General features: G+C 67.3%; 18 protein-coding genes. 6 read left to right on the forward strand and 12 right to left on the reverse strand.

Going from position 1 to position 17,584, the window contains the following annotated elements; all coding sequences use genetic code 11:
• Positions 1 to 3: 3 nt before the first annotated feature.
• Complete coding sequence (locus AC5JCN_RS02610) at positions 4 to 189, forward strand: hypothetical protein (protein ID WP_495753441.1); 186 nt, start codon at positions 4 to 6, stop codon at positions 187 to 189.
• 149 nt (positions 190 to 338) lie between these two features.
• Here AC5JCN_RS02610 and AC5JCN_RS02615 read toward each other — a convergent pair whose 3' ends face one another.
• Entirely contained in the window at positions 339 to 917 is a 579-nt protein-coding gene (locus AC5JCN_RS02615; protein WP_495753442.1) for a type 1 glutamine amidotransferase domain-containing protein, read from the reverse strand.
• Between the two features lie 171 nt (positions 918 to 1,088).
• Here AC5JCN_RS02615 and AC5JCN_RS02620 point away from each other — a divergent pair, with 171 nt between their 5' ends.
• Positions 1,089 to 1,892, forward strand: a complete 804-nt coding sequence (locus AC5JCN_RS02620; RefSeq protein ID WP_495753443.1) for a metallophosphoesterase family protein — start codon at positions 1,089 to 1,091, stop codon at positions 1,890 to 1,892.
• Here AC5JCN_RS02620 and AC5JCN_RS02625 read toward each other — a convergent pair.
• Positions 1,855 to 2,337: a Crp/Fnr family transcriptional regulator gene (locus AC5JCN_RS02625; RefSeq protein WP_495753444.1), complete on the reverse strand. Its 483-nt coding sequence runs from the start codon at positions 2,335 to 2,337 to the stop codon at positions 1,855 to 1,857. The two genes, AC5JCN_RS02620 and AC5JCN_RS02625, sit on opposite strands and share 38 nt — an antisense overlap.
• A 176-nt stretch (positions 2,338 to 2,513) precedes the next feature.
• Here AC5JCN_RS02625 and AC5JCN_RS02630 point away from each other — a divergent pair, with 176 nt between their 5' ends.
• The gene (locus tag AC5JCN_RS02630; protein WP_495753445.1) at positions 2,514 to 2,822 is read left to right on the forward strand and encodes a hypothetical protein; all 309 of its coding nucleotides are present in this window, start codon (positions 2,514 to 2,516) and stop codon (positions 2,820 to 2,822) included.
• Between the two features lie 9 nt (positions 2,823 to 2,831).
• Here AC5JCN_RS02630 and AC5JCN_RS02635 read toward each other — a convergent pair whose 3' ends face one another.
• Positions 2,832 to 3,332: a DUF427 domain-containing protein gene (locus AC5JCN_RS02635; RefSeq protein WP_495753446.1), complete on the reverse strand. Its 501-nt coding sequence runs from the start codon at positions 3,330 to 3,332 to the stop codon at positions 2,832 to 2,834.
• Positions 3,333 to 3,390: 58 nt separating this feature from the next.
• Positions 3,391 to 3,876, reverse strand: coding sequence for a DUF992 domain-containing protein (locus AC5JCN_RS02640; protein ID WP_495753447.1), 486 nt, complete (start codon positions 3,874 to 3,876; stop codon positions 3,391 to 3,393).
• A gap of 538 nt (positions 3,877 to 4,414) precedes the next feature.
• On the opposite strand from AC5JCN_RS02640, the gene AC5JCN_RS02645 reads away from it, so the two are divergent.
• Positions 4,415 to 6,049 carry a DNA methyltransferase gene (locus tag AC5JCN_RS02645; protein ID WP_495753448.1) on the forward strand — a complete coding sequence of 545 codons (1,635 nt, stop codon included), beginning with the start codon at positions 4,415 to 4,417 and terminating at the stop codon, positions 6,047 to 6,049.
• A 6-nt stretch (positions 6,050 to 6,055) separates the two neighbouring features.
• Here AC5JCN_RS02645 and AC5JCN_RS02650 read toward each other — a convergent pair whose 3' ends face one another.
• From AC5JCN_RS02650 to AC5JCN_RS02675, 6 genes are all read right to left on the reverse strand, one after another.
• The gene (locus tag AC5JCN_RS02650; protein WP_495753449.1) at positions 6,056 to 6,382 is read right to left on the reverse strand and encodes a type II toxin-antitoxin system HicB family antitoxin; all 327 of its coding nucleotides are present in this window, start codon (positions 6,380 to 6,382) and stop codon (positions 6,056 to 6,058) included.
• Entirely contained in the window at positions 6,379 to 6,633 is a 255-nt protein-coding gene (locus tag AC5JCN_RS02655; RefSeq protein WP_495753450.1) for a type II toxin-antitoxin system HicA family toxin, read from the reverse strand. Before AC5JCN_RS02655 ends, AC5JCN_RS02650 begins: the two co-directional genes overlap by 4 nt.
• Before the next feature lie 63 nt (positions 6,634 to 6,696).
• Complete coding sequence (uvrB, locus tag AC5JCN_RS02660; RefSeq protein WP_495753451.1) at positions 6,697 to 9,483, reverse strand: excinuclease ABC subunit UvrB; 2,787 nt, start codon at positions 9,481 to 9,483, stop codon at positions 6,697 to 6,699.
• 72 nt (positions 9,484 to 9,555) lie between these two features.
• Positions 9,556 to 10,044, reverse strand: coding sequence for a DUF1499 domain-containing protein (locus AC5JCN_RS02665; RefSeq protein ID WP_495753452.1), 489 nt, complete (start codon positions 10,042 to 10,044; stop codon positions 9,556 to 9,558).
• 73 nt (positions 10,045 to 10,117) lie between these two features.
• Complete coding sequence (locus tag AC5JCN_RS02670) at positions 10,118 to 11,284, reverse strand: PQQ-dependent sugar dehydrogenase (protein WP_495753453.1); 1,167 nt, start codon at positions 11,282 to 11,284, stop codon at positions 10,118 to 10,120.
• A gap of 56 nt (positions 11,285 to 11,340) precedes the next feature.
• Positions 11,341 to 11,544: a hypothetical protein gene (locus AC5JCN_RS02675; RefSeq protein WP_495753454.1), complete on the reverse strand. Its 204-nt coding sequence runs from the start codon at positions 11,542 to 11,544 to the stop codon at positions 11,341 to 11,343.
• 248 nt (positions 11,545 to 11,792) lie between these two features.
• Here AC5JCN_RS02675 and AC5JCN_RS02680 point away from each other — a divergent pair, with 248 nt between their 5' ends.
• Both AC5JCN_RS02680 and AC5JCN_RS02685 read left to right on the forward strand, forming a co-directional pair.
• Positions 11,793 to 12,995, forward strand: coding sequence for a pyridoxal phosphate-dependent aminotransferase (locus AC5JCN_RS02680; protein ID WP_495753455.1), 1,203 nt, complete (start codon positions 11,793 to 11,795; stop codon positions 12,993 to 12,995).
• Positions 12,996 to 13,216: 221 nt separating this feature from the next.
• Complete coding sequence (locus AC5JCN_RS02685; protein WP_495753456.1) at positions 13,217 to 15,295, forward strand: elongation factor G; 2,079 nt, start codon at positions 13,217 to 13,219, stop codon at positions 15,293 to 15,295.
• 377 nt (positions 15,296 to 15,672) lie between these two features.
• Here the strand turns inward: AC5JCN_RS02685 and AC5JCN_RS02690 are convergent, their stop codons facing one another.
• Both AC5JCN_RS02690 and trxB read right to left on the reverse strand, forming a co-directional pair.
• Positions 15,673 to 16,593, reverse strand: coding sequence for a LysR family transcriptional regulator (locus tag AC5JCN_RS02690; protein ID WP_495753457.1), 921 nt, complete (start codon positions 16,591 to 16,593; stop codon positions 15,673 to 15,675).
• Positions 16,590 to 17,552, reverse strand: a complete 963-nt coding sequence (gene trxB / locus AC5JCN_RS02695) for a thioredoxin-disulfide reductase (RefSeq protein ID WP_495753458.1) — start codon at positions 17,550 to 17,552, stop codon at positions 16,590 to 16,592. The genes AC5JCN_RS02690 and trxB overlap by 4 nt, the downstream gene beginning before the upstream one ends.
• Positions 17,553 to 17,584: the final 32 nt, after the last annotated feature.

A 17,584-nucleotide genomic window follows, 5' to 3' on the forward strand; every position in this document is an offset into this window, starting at 1 on the left:
CTGTTGCGCTGCAACGTGTTTGCCGCGGTGCAGCGACGAAACTGCTTCGCCGGCGGGCTGCTGAATGGTACGTTAAGAAAACGTCACCTGCCGGAGGAGGACCCGATGGTCATGATCCAGAGGCTCGACGTACTGGCCCTGTGCGCGTCCCTCGTTCTCGTGGGCGCGGTCGTCCTGGGCTTCGTCTGAGATCCGTCGGGCCAATACCCGACATGATTGCGAATTGAAGGAGGGTAGGGCGGCGGCCCCACCCTCCTTTTTCGTTGCTCCGGGCGGCGTGTGGTCAGACGCAACTGGCGGGCGAGAAGCGCGAGTCTGACGACCCACGCTCACGCAGTTCACTCAGCAGCGGAACGGCGCTCGTGCCGGCCCTCGCCGATCTCCTCGACGATCTTGCTGACGAAGGCGTCGAGGTCGTCCGGCTTGCGGCTGGTGATGATGCCCTGGTCGGTGACGACCTCGCTGTCGACCCAGTTCGCCCCGGCATTCATCAGGTCGGTCTTCACGGACGGCCACGACGTGACCTTGCGGCCCTTGGCAACTCCGGCTTCCACCAGCAGCCACGGTCCGTGGCACACCGCCGCGACGACCTTGCCGTCCTGTGTGAAGCGCCGGACGATCTCGATTGCCTTCGGCTCCAGCCGCAGCTTGTCGGGGTTGATCTGGCCGCCGGGGATGACGAGCGCGTCGTAGGCAGAAGCGTCGACCTCGTCGAGCGTCTTGGTCACCTGCACGGGCCGGCCCCAATTGGTCTGGTCCCAGCCCATGATCTGGCCGGGCTGCTGCGTCTTTGCCGGAGATGCGACGTCGACCGTGGCGCCCTTCTCGCGCAGCTGGTTTAAGGGCTTCTCGAGCTCGGACTGCTCGAAGCCGTCAGTCGCGATAATCAGCACTTTTGCCTGGCGGATATCCGTCATGTCTCGTCTCCTGATCTGTTGGGAATTACTCTTCCCAACGGCAGGAGTCCGGGCGGGTTCCCGAGCGGCCTGCGCACAAAAAATGAGCGCGACCGCATGACGCGGAGGCCTTACATGCATGGCCCCGCTCCCGCTATGCTTGTGTTGCTTCCCTCGGTCGCGGAATTGTCCATGCGGTGCCTGCTCGTCGCCGACCTGCATTATTCGCTGCCGCAGCTCGACTGGGTGGCGCAGGCCGCGCATCGCTACGACGTCACGATCCTCGCTGGTGATCTGCTCGACCTCGCGTCGATGGTCGACTTCGAGGCGCAGATCCTCGTCGCGCAGCGCTATGTGCGGAAGATCGCGGCGTCGACCCGGCTGATCCTTAGTTCCGGCAACCACGACCTCGACGCGCCCGGTCCCGATGGAGAGAAAATCGCCGCCTGGTTCGGCGACCTCGCCGAGGACGGCGTCGTTCTCGACGGTGGCTCGCTGGTGCAGGGGGACACCCTGTTCACGGTGTGCCCGTGGTGGGACGGCCCCGCGACGCGGGAGCGCATCGAGGCGCAGATCGCCGCCGACGCGCTTCGCCGCCCCGCCCGCTGGATCTGGGTCCACCACGCGCCGCCCAAGGAATCGCCGGTGAGCTGGACGGGGAAGGCCAGCCTCGGGGATCCCGAGCTCGCGGCCTGGATCGAGCGCTATGCGCCCGACATCGTGCTGTCCGGCCACGTGCACCAGTCGCCCTTCGTGCGCGACGGCTCCTGGGCCGACCGGATCGGCTCGACCTGGGTGTTCAACGCCGGCCACCAGTATGGGGCGCCGCCCGCCCATATCGTCATCGATACTCAGGTAGGGCAGGCGCTGTGGATCTCGGCGATGGGGCTTCAGGCCGTCGCGCTCGATCAGCCGCTTGAACGACCCATCGCGCCGCTGCCGCGGATGCCGGAGTGGTTCATGGCGACTTTGGAAGCCGGTCCGACCCCGGCCTGACCTTGCGCCGCTGCTGGTAAATCAGGCTCTCCAGCACGTCGCCCACCATCTCGAGATGATTGTCGGCGCCCGCGAACTGGCGCTTGAGGTCGACGAGATAGGTGGTCGCTGCATTGAGGCGCTGCGCGAGCAGCACCGCGACGATGTAGGACGCTGCCGGATGCTCGCGGAAGAAGGCCTGCCCGTCCTCGAAGACGTGCACCTCGATGTCCCCCAGGGCGCGGGCCGTGGCCGTGTGCGGCAGGTCGAGCAGCAGCGACATCTCGCCGACGGCGGCGCCGGGTTCGGCCAGCTCGGCCACCCGGCTGTCGCCGCGCAGGATCTCGATCTTTCCGCTCACCAGCACGTAGAGCCGCCCGGTCCGCTCGCCCTGGCCAAGGAGCAACGTTCCGTCCGCGATGCTCCGGGGCGGCATCTTGGGGCAGGCATCGAGAAGCGACTTCATGCGGGACTCCATCCGGTCTCGTGACGCAACCTGCGGCGCCTGCGCACCGCCAACCATGCCGTCCCGCGTTTCCCTGCTTCAACTTAGCCGAGTGGCAGGCCGTGTAAATCGCGCGGCCTTTTCCGCAAGCGCGTTCCGTGCCACATCCGGCGGGAGTTCGCGCCAGGGAGAGCCCGATGCCCCGCTACATCATCCTCGACACGATCACGGGAGACATCGTCGCCGATACGATCGACCTCGACGGTCCGCCGCGCGACGAGTCGCCGCTCGAGGCCGTGAAGCGCTATGACGCGCTGACCCTCGAGGACGTGCGCGAGTACACCGAGGAGCACCCGGACGCGGCTCTGAACGGCGGCGTCGGCTATATCGTCTACCTGCCCCCGGACGATCTTCCGAAAGTGCTGGACGGCGACGACAAGCCCGCGGTCGACTCGATCACCGACCAGTGCGAGCCCGTGGCCTTCGTCGAATTCCGGGAGCTCTGAGGCGGGTTCTCACCAGCCCATGGTGCCGGGCGGTCCCTTGAAGGGGCCGACCACGTCGCTCGTGATCCAGCCGCCGTAGAATCCGCCGTCCTGCGGCCGCACGCGCTCGCCGTCGACGAGGCATTCGTCCATCCGCCCGGGGTAGAAGCTGACGAAGTCGGCGATGGGGGCGAAGGCGGGGGTCGGGTCAGGATAGGCCCAGGCCGCGCGATCGGCGCGCCGGCCGTCGGGAGACGTGACATGGTAGTAGACGGCGCGGCCCTTCCATTCGCACAGGCTGCCGGCGCCGGCCACGCGGACCAGCGCCTCCATGCGGATGTCCTGCGGCGGGATGTACCAGCTCGGCGGATGGCTCGTCTCCAGCACCCGCCAGGCACGGCGGCTGTCGGCGATGACGATGCCGCCGAAGCGCACGACGACGTGCTTCTCCGATGGCCTCGCGATGGCGGGGCGGGGAAAGTCCCAGACGCTTTCCTGTCCGGGACCGGGTGTCTCTCTCGCGGTGGTCATGACGGGAGACTGGCGCGGCCGGAGAGCCGCGGCCAGTCCCCACGACGCCGCAGGTGCCTCAGCGGGCGGCTTCCAGCTCTACGGCGGACACGCCGAGGGCGAGGTTGACGCCGCGCTGCGACTGGACGCTGACCGGCTGCAGGCTGATCGTCTGGTTGGAGCCACCGACGAGCACGTTGGCACCCCCGCCGACGCCCACGGACGCATCAGCCGACGCACCCGTATAGGCTCCAGCCAGCGCGCCGCGCTGCCACGAGCGGGTCGGCGCGTAGACGGCCCAGACCAGCCGGCCGCCCGAGGTGGCGCCGACGTCCAGCCCGAACTTGCGCACCGTGCCGGCATAGGCCTCGCGCGCGCCCTTCTGCGGCCGGAACGTGCAGGCCAGCGCCTTGCTGGAGGTGATGATGAGGCCCACCCCGCCGGAGACCTCGCAGGTGAGCACCCCCACCCGCGTCGGCGCGGCCTGCGCAGAAGAAGCGATTGCGGCCAGCCCCAGCGTGGCGGCAATGGCGGCGATGGCGGGGCGAAGCGATTTGACGGACATCGTGTGTCTCCCTGTGAACAATCCGCCCGACAACCCGCGGCGCATCGAATGGTTCGGCTTCAGGCGGGGGAGGGATGGGCGAGTCTGGAGGCCGCTGCGAAGAACGGCATCCCGTTGCCGGCCACTTCGAACCACGGGTCATCCCGGCCGCAGCGAAGCGGAGAGCCGGGAATGACGAGGGGGAGAATTGGACCGCGCGTCTCCAGACGCGCTCGCGGGCAAAGAGCGGGTCTGAAGACCCGCGCTCCGGGAGACCGCCACCGCCCTTGTCATCCCCGGCGGCCCGCAGGGCCGGGAAGGGGAGCCAGAGTCCTTGCACCAGAACGGCGCGAACCCCGGACCGCGCGTCTCCGGACGCGCCTTTTGGCTCACAAGGGCAGGTCTGAAGACCCACGGGCCGCATCGAAGCCACGTTTACGCCAGAAGGCCTTTGGCCTAGTCTGCGCTCGTTGCGAACCGATTTTTTCCGAATCTCCGAAATATTCCGGATCTTCCTTGCCATGCCAGAGTGTATTCCGTGCCGTGGGACACGCATAGGATGCGTGTGACGCCCTCCGACGACACGTTGTTTTTCGGCGACAACCTCGCGGTGTTGCGCGAGCACATCGAGGACGAGAGCGTCGACCTGATCTATCTCGATCCGCCCTTCAACTCGAACGCCAACTACAACGTGCTGTTTAAGGCGCCCTCGGGCGACCAGAGCCAGGCGCAGATCGAGGCCTTCGAGGATACCTGGCAGTGGAGCGACGCGGCCGAGCGGGCCTTCGACGAGGTGATGGACTCAGGCCACACCGACGCGGCGGAGATGCTGCGCGCCATGCGCGCCATGCTGCGCGAGAACGACATGATGGCCTACCTCGCCATGATGGCGGTGCGGCTGATCGAGCTGCACCGCGTGCTCAAGCCCACGGGCTCGCTCTACCTGCACTGCGACCCCACGGCGAGCCATTACCTGAAGATTTTGTTGGATGCGGTGTTTGGGGGCCGCAACTTCCGCACGGAGATCAGCTGGCGTCGTCAGAGCGCACACAACGATGCAGCTCAAGGCCGAAAGCAAAATGGCAACGTGCGCGATATACTTCTATTCTATACTAAGTCGAAGATTTGGACCTGGGATTGGCTATATACACCTTACGATAGTGCATATGTCGATAAATTTTACAGACACGTTGAGACGGACACAGGCCGACGATATCAGCTTGGTGATATTACAGCCCCCGGGGGAGCCTCACCAGAGAAGCGCAATCCGCACTACGAATTTTTAGGCGTAGAGCGATACTGGCGTTTCTCGCGGGACCGCATGCAGGAACTCTATGCGCAAGGCAGAATAATCCAGTCTGCGCCCGGCACAGTGCCGAGGCAAAAAAGATACTTGGATGAGATGCCTGGTGTAGCTCTTCAGAACGACTGGACTGATATTCTTCCGTTGCACTCCAACGAAGAAAAGCTCGGCTACCCCACCCAAAAACCCGTCGCCCTTCTGGAAAGAATCCTGCGCGCTTCGTCCAACGAGGGCGACCTCGTGCTCGATCCCTTCTGCGGCTGCGGCACCACCATCCATGCGGCGGAGAAGCTGAACCGGCGCTGGATCGGCATCGACGTCACTCACCTCGCCATCGGCCTCATCCGCAAGCGCCTGCGCGACGCCTTCCCGTTTGTGAAGGTCGAGGTGGTCGGCGTGCCGAAGGACCTCGGCGGCGCGCGCGAACTCGCGGCGCAGGACAAGCACCAGTTCCAGCTCTGGGCGCTCTCCATGGTGGAGGCGCAGCCCTTCAAGGGCGGGCGCAAGGGGGCGGACGGCGGGGTGGACGGCTACATTTACTTCAAGCCCGACGGGAAGACGGTCGAGAAGGCGATCGTGAGCGTGAAGGGCGGCGAGCATGTCGACGTGAAGATGATCCGCGACCTCATCGCCACCGTGGACCGCGAGCGCGCCAAGGCCGGCATCTTTCTCACCCTCGCCCCGCCCACCAAGCCCATGGTGACCGAGGCCGCCGCGGCCGGGCTCTATGCGCCGCCGCACCACGCCAAGGTGCCGAAGATCCAGATCGTCACCATCGCCGACCTCCTCGACGGCCGCGACGGTCCCGACCTGCCCTTCCGCGACGCCTCCGTCTTCCGCAAGGCCCGTCGCGAAGCGGGGCCGGACAGGCAGCTCGGAATGGACGTGTAGGCGAACTCAGGCAACGCTCTTCAGCACGTCCCCGATGAAGGCGTTGAGACTTTTGCCCGAACGGGCGGCGGCGGTCGCGAGGCGGCGGTGCAACTCGGGGTCGATGCGCAGGGACAGCGCGCCGGAATAGGGCCGCTCGGGCTCGCGGCCCTCGGAGGCACACCAGTCCCGGTAATCAGCGATCGTGTCGGCGAAGGCCTGCTTCAGCTCCTCCACGGTGCGCCCCGCGAAGTGCAGGGTGGCGCGCGTGTTGATCACCGAGCCGCTGAGGAGGCCCGCATCTTCGTCGATGTCGATCTCGGCCACGTAGCCGTCATGGGTAAGCGTGGTCATTCCTGCCATCCGGACAGCGTCAAGAAACGTCGAACCGCCCGGAGCGCGCCCTTGTCGGTCTCCGGCCGCGGGTGCGGCCGGTGGAAGACAGCCTCCTCGGCGCCGAGGCGGACACGGACCCGCGATCCACGCCCTTCCGAGATCTTGGCCCCCAAGGCTACCAAGAGACTTTCGATGTCGCCCCAGCGAACATCGGCGCGCACGGGATCGTCGAAAATCGCCGCCAGGGTACGACGGTGCTTGGCGTTCATAATCTGATACCACAAAATGGTTCGTCATCGCAATCGGAGGGTGGCTTCCCTGGGTTCGGGAGCCTACCCCTTCCTCTTCCCGCCCCTGAACGCCCGCGTGCCGCCCTTGCCCGCCTTGCTGCGTCCGACGGATTCCGCGCCGAGCGGGCGGCCGAGGCCGCCGCCCAGATTGTGGGGGCCCATTTCGTCGAGGGTGGGTTTCCGCGCCCGCGTGGCCGGCAGATCCTCGCCGAAGCGGGTGCCGTCGGCGCCGGGCGGGGGTTCGTTGGCGGCGCGGCCGTATTTGCGTGGGCCGCGATAGCCGCCGGTCTTCTGGTCGACGTCGCTCTGGGTGGCGAGCGGGTCGTCGGCCAGCACGAGTTCGGTGGCCTGCAGGCGCTTGATCTCGTCGCGCAGGCGGGCGGCGGTCTCGAAGTCGAGGTTGGCGGCGGCCTCGCGCATGCGCTTCTCGAGGTCGCCGATCGTGGCCTTCATGTTGTGGCCGACCAGCGCGCCTTCCCTGGCCACGCCGGTGTCGACGCGGACGTGGTCGCGCTCGTAGACGCTCTCCAGGATGTCGCCGATGTTGCGCTTCACGCTTTCCGGCGTGATGCCGTTCTCCTCGTTCCAGCGCTGCTGCTTCTCGCGGCGGCGGTTGGTCTCGGCCATGGCTCTTTCCATGGATCCGGTGATCTGGTCGGCATAGAGGATGACGCGCCCGTCGACATTGCGGGCGGCGCGGCCGATGGTCTGGACGAGGGAGGTCTCCGAGCGTAGGAAGCCCTCCTTGTCGGCGTCGAGAATGGCGACCAGCGCGCATTCGGGAATGTCGAGGCCCTCGCGCAGCAGGTTGATGCCGACCAGCACGTCGAAGGCGCCGAGCCTGAGGTCGCGCAGGATCTCGATGCGCTCGATCGTGTCGATGTCGGAGTGCATGTAGCGCACCCGCACGCCGTTTTCGTGGAGGTACTCGGTGAGGTCCTCGGCCATGCGCTTGGTGAGCACGGTAACGAGCGTGCGGTAGCCGGCGGCAGCCACCTCGCGCACCTCGCCGAGGAGGTCGTCGACCTGGGCACGGGCCGGGCGCACGTCGACCACGGGGTCGATGAGGCCGGTGGGGCGGATCACCTGCTCGACGAACACGCCGCCGGTCTGCTCCATCTCCCAGTTGCCCGGCGTGGCCGAGACGTGCACCGTCTGCGGCCGCATGGCGTCCCATTCCTCGAAGCGCAGCGGGCGGTTGTCCATGCAGGAGGGCAGGCGGAAGCCGTACTCGGCGAGCGTCGCCTTGCGGCGGAAGTCGCCGCGGTACATGCCGCCGATCTGCGGCACGGTGACGTGGCTCTCGTCGGTGAAGACGAGGGCGTTGTCGGGCAGGTACTCGAACAGGGTCGGCGGCGGCTCGCCGGGGCGGCGGCCGGTGAGGTAGCGCGAATAGTTCTCGATGCCGGCGCAGGAGCCGGTCGCCTCCAGCATTTCCAGGTCGAAGGTGGTGCGCTGCTCCAGCCGCTGCGCCTCCAGCAGACGGCCCATGCGGTTGAGCTCGTCGAGGCGGTGCTTCAGCTCCTCCTTGATGCTCTTCACGGCCTGCTGCAGCGTCGGCTTCGGCGTCACGTAGTGCGAGTTGGCGTAGACCTTCACGAACTCCAGGTCGGCCGTTTTGTTGGCGGTGAGGGGATCGAACTCCTGGATGGATTCGACCTCGTCGCCGAACAGGCTGATGCGCCAGGCGCGGTCCTCGTAGTGGGCCGGGAAGATCTCGACGACGTCGCCGCGCACGCGGAATGTGCCGCGCTGAAAGTCACCCATGCCGCGCTTGTACTGGAGGGCCGTCAGGTCGGCGAGGAGCTGGCGCTGGTCAAGTCGCTCGCCGATCTTGATGGTGAACGTCATCGCCGTGTAGGTCTCGACCGACCCGATGCCGTAGATGCAGGACACCGATGCGACGATGATGACGTCGTCACGTTCCAGCAATGCGCGCGTCGCGGAGTGGCGCATGCGGTCGATCTGCTCGTTGATCGAGCTTTCCTTCTCGATGTAGGTGTCCGTTCGCGGGACGTAGGCTTCAGGCTGGTAGTAGTCGTAGTAGGAGACGAAGTACTCGACGGCGTTGTCGGGGAAAAAGCTCTTGAACTCGCCGTAGAGCTGCGCCGCGAGCGTCTTGTTCGGCGCCAGGATCAGCGCGGGGCGGTTCGTGCGCGAGATGACCTGCGCCATCGTGAACGTCTTGCCGGACCCGGTGACCCCGAGCAGCACCTGGTCGCGCTCATGCCGGCCGACCGCGTCGACGAGTTCCGCGATGGCCGTCGGCTGGTCGCCCTTGGGCTCGTATTCCGACACCAGCTTGAAGCGGATGCCGCCTTCGGACTTCTCGGGGCGGGAGGGGCGATGGGGCGTCCAGGGACGCTGCTCGCGCAGATTGGGATCGCCCGCTTCCAGCAGCGCCTTCAGCGAATCGACGGTGGCCGCCGCCCCGATCATGCCGCGCGGCTCGTCCTCGTCCTCGTCCTCGTCGCGCAGCACGTTGCCCTGCCGCACCCGCTTGGGCGCGGCGTTCAGGATGTCCGACCGGGAGAGGCCCACATCGCGCTTGCGGGAGCCCTTGGAAATCTCCTCCGGTGCGTCGTCGGCCCCGGGCAGGCCCAGCTTGCGGGCCAGCGCCGGGTCCAGGTTCTCGACGTCGTCGGGGTCGTAGCCTGCCTGAGGGCTCTCGGCGAAGCCGCGCCGGGCAGGAGCCTCGTCACGCGCGATACCGGGATTGAGCAGGGCGGCGAGGTGCTCGTCGAGCGGCTTGAGCTCGGGCTTCGACGCCTTGGCGCGCGTCTCACGCACGGGTTTGCGCGGGGCGGAGGAGGACGGTGCTTTGGCCATACCGTGAACATGGGCCGAGTCAGCCGCCCCGGCAAGCGGGGCTGCTGCCTTTCCCGGGCGCATCTGGTCGCTCTAGGGACGCCTGTCCGCCTTCAGCGATGGTTCGGACAGCCAGCCCTCGATCCGGCTGAGGTTGGCGCCGAGATCCGACCGTCCGAGCAGGCTGCGCGAGTAGAAGGCCACCGAGGAGCCGCCATCCGCCGGGACGACCAGCATGTCGATCGTGTCGGGGAAGCGCATGATCCGCGTCTTCGCGACGAAGCGGTCGCCCTTTCCGCCGCTCGCCGCGGCGACCTGCTCCACCCCGGGGGTGGCGAGCACCACCTTCAGAAGGCGCTCGCGCAGGATGTCGGGTGGGATGGACCAGACCGGCGGGGCACGGTCGACACGTGCGCTTCCCGCCGTCCCAGCCGGTGCGACGAGCGCGTCGTTGGGCGTCGCGCGGCGCCGCAGGGTGGCGAAGTCCACCGGCCCCTGGTCGGCCGGCCCGAAGAAGGCATCCCACACATTCATCCTGCCCAGCCCCGGTGGCGTGACGGCGACACCCTTCACATAGGACACGGCGGCGCCGACGGCGAGGATGCCGCCCGTGAGCAGGACCGAGCGGCGGCTGGCGAACAGCGGAGCCTCCCCCTCAATCCGCCCGGGTCAGCCGCAACAGGCGGCCATTCGAGGAGTCCGTCAGCAGCCAGATGGCGCCGTCAGGCCCCTGCCGCACGTCGCGGATGCGCTCGCGCAGATCGCGCAGCAGGCGCTCCTCGCCCGTGATCCTGTCGCCGTCGAGGCTGAGGCGCACCAGCATCTGGCCCTTCAGCGCGCCGACGAGAAGGCTGCCCTTCCAGCCGGGGATCGCATCCGACGTGACGAAGGCCATGCCGGACGGTGCGATGGACGGATCCCAGAAGTAGATGGGTTGCTCCATTCCCTCCTTGCGGGTCCCCTCGCCGATCTTCGAGCCGTCGTAGTTCACGCCGTAGCTGATGACCGGCCAGCCATAGTTCTTCCCGGCCTGGGGGATGTTGATCTCGTCGCCGCCCTTGGCGCCATGCTCCACAGTCCAGAGTGCCTGCGTCCATGGGTTGATGGCCGCTGCCTGCGGGTTACGGTGTCCGTAGGACCAGATTTCCGGGCGTGCGTCCTGCCGGCCGGCAAACGGGTTGTCCTTCGGAACGGAACCATCGGCGGCGATGCGCACCACCTTGCCGAAGTGGGTCGTGAGGTCCTGCGCCTTCTCGCGGCCGGAGAAGCGCTCGCCCAGCGTGACGAACAGGTTTCCATCCGGCGCAAAGGCGAGGCGCGAGCCGAAATGGGCGGATGACTGGAAGGTCGGCATCTGCCGGAAGATGACGGCAGCGTTCTCGACGCGCGTGCCATCCTCGGAGAGCCGGCCGCGTGCGACGGCCGTGCCATTGCCGCCTTCGCGCGGCTCCGAGAACGTCCAGAAGATAAGCCGGTCGGTGGCGAAGCCCGGACCGATGGCGACGTCCAGGAGGCCACCCTGGCCGCCGGAAGCGACGGCCGGCAGGCCCTGGAGTGGTTCGGACACCTTGCCGTCCCGGACGATGCGCATCGTGCCGGGCCTTTCGGTCACGAGGATGCCGCCGTCCGGCATGAACGCCATCCCCCACGGGCTTTGCAGTCCGGAGGCGACCGTTTCGAGGGCGAGCGGGCCGCCCTTGCTGTCGAAGCGCTGGGACTGGGCGGATGCGCCGGCCGGCGCTAGCAGCAAGGCCCCGAGAACGGCGAAGGCGGCCCTGGTGCGGGCCGCCCCGGTGGAGGAAACGGAATGTCGGGTCGTCATATCGGCTCCGGCTTTCGCAAACCCCTCCGGAGAGGTGGTGCGGCGGAGCCGTCGGATCAACGGGTCGCGACGACCTGTGCGGTCGAGGTCGCCTGCACGGCGGCTGCCGGACGGGCCATCATCACCGTGCCAATCGCAAGCCCGAGAAGGGCGACGAGCCACAGCGACAGGCCGAGCTGGCGGCGAACCTCGCGGCGATCGAGGGAGACCGGCGCGCCGTTGGCGGCTGGCATGCGGAGCGGTGCATCGCGGTCGGTCATGTCTCGTCTCCCCTTCCGGCGTCACGGGTGGTCACGTGACCGCCGGCGAGTCCACATATGCCGCAACCGGGGGCTGAACGGTGTGTGAATCCGCACGGGATTGGCGCAATTCGCAAAGTGTCCTTAAGCCTTGGTTATCGAAGAGATCACGGCAATTGGCTTGCCCTGCACGGCCGGCGGCACTAGGGTCCGCCCGCCCTTGAAAAGGGCCGCCCGCATCCGTTCCGCTGCCGATCCGGAGCCCAACCATGGCCTTCCTCGCCGACGCCCTTTCCCGCGTGAAGCCCTCCGCCACCATCGCCGTGACGCAGAAGGCCCGCGAGCTCAAGGCACAGGGCCGCGACGTCATCAGCCTGTCGGTGGGCGAACCCGACTTCGACACGCCGGACAACGTCAAGCAGGCGGCGATGGAGGCCATCCGCCGCGGCGAGACGAAGTACACGCCCGTCTCCGGCATCACGCCGCTGCGCGAGGCGATTGCCGCCAAGTTCAAGCGCGAGAACGGGCTGGACTACAAGTGGACGCAGACGATCGTGGGCACCGGCGGCAAGCAGGTGCTCTACAACGCGTTCCTGGCGACGCTGAACCCCGGCGACGAAGTTGTGATCCCGGCGCCGTACTGGGTGAGCTACCCCGACATGGTGCTGCTCAACGGCGGCACCCCCGTGTTCGTCGACACGACCATCGAGAACAACTTCAAGCTCCAGGCGGCTGACCTCGACCGCGCCATTACGAAGCGCACCAAGTGGGTCGTCCTGAACTCGCCGTCCAACCCGTCCGGCGCGGCCTACAGCCGCGAGGAGCTGAAGGCGATCACGGACGTGCTGGTGCGCCACCCGCATGTCTGGATCCTGACGGACGACATGTACGAGCACCTGACCTATGGCGACTTCGTTTTCACCACGCCGGCGCAGGTCGAGCCGAACCTCTGGGAGCGCACGCTCACCATGAACGGCGTGTCCAAGGCCTACGCGATGACGGGATGGCGCATCGGCTACGCCGCCGGACCGGACCATCTGATCAAGGCCATGGACATGGTGCAGGGACAGCAGACGTCCGGTGCCTGCTCCATCGCCCAGTGGGCCGCCGTGGAGGCGCTGAACGGGCCTCAGGATTTCATCCCGCAGAGCCGCAAGGCCTTCGAGGAGCGCCGCGACCTCGTCGTCTCCATGCTCAACCAGGCAAGGTACCTGAAGTGCCCGATGCCTGAGGGCGCGTTCTACGTGTATCCGTCCTGCGCCGAGGCGATCGGCAAGACGGCGCCGTCGGGACGGGTCATCTCCTCGGACGAGGATTTCGTCACCGAGCTCCTGGAGGCGGAGGGCGTCGCTGCCGTGCACGGGTCGGCCTTCGGTCTCGGCCCCAACTTCCGGATCTCCTACGCCACCTCGAACAAGCTGCTCGAGACCGCCTGCAACAAGATCCAGAAGTTCTGCGCCGAACTGCGCTGACAGCTTAGGACCTCACCAACTGCCGCTTGCTCCTGCTCACCCCAGGGCAGGAGCAGCGGCAAAGGCGCGCTCGCCGAGCTCCGCGCCTGCTGCATCGCTTCGTACGTTTTTTCCGCTTGCGTTGCTTCAAACACAGGCAGAGCATTCCCGAGGCAGGGCCAAAACCGGAGAGACCGGGTTGGCCGGCCCGGTTCGGCCAACTTCCCTGCAGGGAGGTAGCCATGGCTGAATCCAAGGAGACACGTCACGACGGCAGAGGAACCGCGGGTCCGCGGTGCTTTGCGATCGTCGGACCCTTCCAGAGCGGCAAAACGAGCCTTCTCGAAACACTTTTAGAGCGCACCGGGGCCGTTCAGCGTGCCGGGCGTGTGCCGGACGGTACGTCCGTCGGCGATGCGAGCGCGGAGGCCCGCGCCCACGGCCATGGCGTCGAGATCAACGTCGCCAGTACCAGCTTCCTCGGTGACCGTTTCACCTTCGTGGATTGCCCCGGATCGGTCGAATTTCAGCACGAGATGCGGGCCGTGCTCCCCGCCTGCGACGCGGCCATCGTGGTCTGCGAGGCAGATGAGCGGAAGCTGCCGGCGCTTCAGGTGATCCTGCGCGATCTCGAGGAAGCCGGGATCCCGCGCCTCCTCTTCCTCAACAAGATCGACACCATCAGCCGCGGCGTGCAGGAGGTGCTGGCCATGCTGCAGCCGGCTTCGCGCACGCCGCTCCTGCTTCGCCAGATCCCGATCCTCAAGCACGGCATCGCCGTCGGCTTCATCGACCTCGCGCTCGAGCGCGCCTTCATCTACCGCGAGCACGCGGCCAGCGAGATGGTCGAGATCCCGGCCGACGAACTGGGCCTCGAGAAGGAGGCCCGCTTCACCATGCTGGAGCGCCTCGCCGACCACGACGACAGCCTCATGGAAGAGCTGATCGAAGAGATCGACCCGCCGCGCGACCAGGTGTTCGCCGATCTGCGACGGGAACTGCAGGACGGGCTGGCGGTGCCGGTCCTCATCGGCTCGGCTGAGCGTGGCAACGGGCTGACGCGGTTGCTGAAGGAACTGCGCCACGAATCCCCGGGCATCGCCCAGACGCGCCGGCGGCTCGGGGTGTCGGCCGACGGCCCGGCGCTGGCGCACGCCATGAAGTCCATCCACACCGCCCATGGCGGAAAGCTGACCGTGGCCCGCGTCCTGCGCGGCGGTTTCCGCGACGGCGAGACCGTCGTCGGATCGCGTGGCGCGGAGACCCGCATCGCCGCCCTGCAGCGGATGATGGGAACCTCGAACGTCCGCGAGGCCGAGGTGGGGGAGGGCGACGTGGTCGCCTTCGCCCGGCTCGAAGGTGTGCAGACGGGCGATACTTTCGCATCGGGCAAGGCGCCGCCGCTGCCCGTGGCGGAGCCGGTGCTGGCGGAGTCGGTCTTCTCCGTTGCCATCGCCACCAGGGACCGCAAGGACGACGTCCGCCTCAACAGTGCCCTCGCCAAGCTTGTCGAGGAGGATCCGGCCCTCATCGTCGAGCAGGGCGGCGACGGCTCCGCGTCGGGGCTCATCCTGATGCGCGGAAGGGGCGAGGTGCACCTCAAGGTCGCCCTGGAACGCCTCGCCGAACGGTTCGGCGTCGCCGTGGAGCGCAAGGCGCATGGCGTCGGCTATCGCGAGACGATCCGGCAAAAGGTGACCGTGCGAGGCAGGCACAAGAAGCAGACGGGCGGCCACGGTCAGTTCGGCGACGTGGTGATCGAGGTCGAGCCGCTGCCCCGCGGCAGCGGCTTCGCCTTCGTGGACCGCATCTCGGGCGGCGTGGTGCCGCGCCAGTACATCCCCTCGGTCGAGCACGGCGTACGCGAGGCGCTGCACGAAGGCCCGCTGGGCTTTCCCGTGGTGGACGTTCAGGTGACGCTCACCGACGGCTCGTTTCACACGGTCGACTCGTCCGACATGGCCTTCCGGGCCGCGGCGCGGCTCGCCATGGCCGAGGCGCTGCCGAAGGCTCAGCCGGTGCTGCTGGAGCCGATCCACGCGGTGGAGATCGCCATCCCCGCCGACGTCATGTCCCGCGCCACCGCCATCGTGACCGGCCGGCGCGGGCAGATCCTCGGCTTCGACTCGCGGCCGGGCTGGGATGGCTGGGATGTGCTGAAGGCAACCATGCCGGAAGCGGAGATGGGAGACCTGATCATCGAGCTGCGCTCGGCCACGTCGGGCGTCGGCAGCTTCACCACCTCGCTGGACCACCTCGCCGAGCTTGCCGGCAAGCCGGCGGAAGCCGTGGTCCGAAAGGCGGCCGGGGCAAGGGGCTAGTCACGCCCTTCGAGCATCGTCATTGCGAGCGCAACGAAGCAACCCAGTGTTTTAAGCATGAGCTCATTCCATTTGCCGGGTTGCTTCGTCGCTGCATGTCTCGCAATCGCGCTCCCACGCAGGCCAGGCACAAAGTAAAAAAAAGCCGGGCATCCCCGAAGGGATACCCGGCAATTTGGAGTCGTTCCGGATCGAAACCCGAAAACCGTCCAGAGGGGAACGGTCCACCGTAGTCTCAACGTCGGGAGGGGTGACGAAGACTACGACCGGAACCGTTACCTATATGAGGTACGCCACCTTTGCGGGCAACGCAGATGACGTCATGGCAGGCATGCGATGCGCGGGAGTTGGGCACTGCGCGGAGTCAGCCTGCAGCGTCAGTAGGTCCAGCGCTGCGCCTTGCTGACGAGGAAATCGCGGAAGACCTGCACCCGCGCCACGCTTTTCATCTCCTCGGGATAGACGAGGTAGCTGTCGAGCGAGGGCATGTCGGGCACGTTCAGCACCTGCACGAGGTTTGAATCCTGCTCGACGAGGTAGTCGGGCAGCACGGCGATACCGATGCCGCGCTCCGTCGCCCGCTTCAGGGCTGTGATGTTGTTCACCGTCAACGCGGCCATGCGCGGGCTTTTCGGATCGCGGCCGACCGTGGTGAGCCAGTGCACTTCCGCGAGATAGGACGGTGTCACCGCGCCGTAGTTGAGGATCCGGTGGTTGTCGAGATCCTCGATGTCTTTGGGCATGCCGTGGCCGCGGATGTAGTCCTGCGAGGCGTAGGCATGGAAGTGCACGGTGAACAGGCGCCGCTGGATCAGGTCGCCCTGCACCGGCTGGCGCAGCCGGATGGCAACGTCCGCCTCGCGCATGGAGAGGTCCAGTTCCTCGTCGGTCAGCAGAACCTGCAGCCGCACCTCGGGATAGAGGTCGAGGAATTCGCCCAGCCGCGGCGTCAGCCAGTTGGAGCCCAGCCCAAGCGTCGTGGTGACGCGAAGCTCGCCGTTCGGCCTTTCGCGGCTGTCGGTGAGCTGGGCGCGCGTGGCGTCCAGCTTCAGCATCATCTCCTTGGCCGTGCGGAAGAGCAGTTCTCCCTGCTCGGTCAGGATGAGGCCGCGGGCGTGACGGTGGAACAGCGGCACGCCGAGATCGCGCTCCAGCGCGCCGACCTGGCGGCTGACCGCGGACTGGCTGAGGCCGAGGGCGTCGCCGGCATGGGTGAAGCTGCCGGCCTCGGCGGCGGTGTAGAAGATGCGGACCTTGTCCCAGTCCAGGGTCGACTGAAGCTTGGAGAAGGGCATCATTCCGCAGCCTGCCGCTGGAGGGCATGGCCGGCGAGATACTTTTCCGCTTCGAGCGCGGCCATGCAGCCCATGCCCGCGGCGGTGACGGCCTGCCGGTAGGTCTCGTCGGTGACGTCGCCCGCCGCGAAGACGCCCGGGATGTTCGTGGCGGTCCGGCCGGGATCGGTATCGATGTAGCCGGACGAGCGCATTCCCACCTGGCCCGCGAAGATCTCCGTCGCCGGCTTGTGGCCGATGGCGACGAACACGCCGTCGGTCTTCAGCTCCGAGGTGGCGCCGGTCTTGACGTTCTTCAGCCGCACCGAAGTGACGCCCGGAGGCTGCTGCTGGCCGAGGATCTCGTCGACGACGCTGTCCCAGACGACCTCGACCTTGGGATGGGCGAAGAGGCGGTCCTGCAGGATGCGCTCGGCGCGGAAGCCGTCGCGGCGGTGCACGACGGTGACCTTCGAGGCGAGGTTGGCGAGGTACAGGGCCTCCTCGACCGCCGTGTTGCCGCCGCCGACCACCACGACCTCCTTGTTGCGGAAGAAGAAGCCGTCGCAGGTGGCGCAGGCGGAGACGCCGAAGCCCTTGTAGACCTCCTCGGACGGGATGCCGAGCCAGCGGGCCTGCGCGCCGGTGCAGATGATCAGCGCGTCGCAGGTGTAGACGTCGCCGCTGTCGCCGAAGAGCCTGAAGGGCTGCGTCCCGAGTTCCACCTTCCCGATGTGGTCGGAGACCATCTTCGTCCCGACATGCTCGGCCTGCTTCTGCATCTGTTCCATCAGCCAGGGGCCCTGGATGACGTCGGCGAAGCCCGGGTAGTTCTCCACGTCCGTGGTGATCATCAGCTGGCCACCGGGCTGGTATCCCGAGATGAGCATGGGCTCCAGCATGGCGCGCGCTGCGTAGATCGCGGCGGTGTAGCCGGCGGGTCCGGAGCCGAGGATGATGAGCTTGGCGTGGTGCGAAGTCATGATAGTGCTTTCGGGAGGACGTCCGGAGCGCG

The organism is Alsobacter sp. (assembly GCF_059501845.1).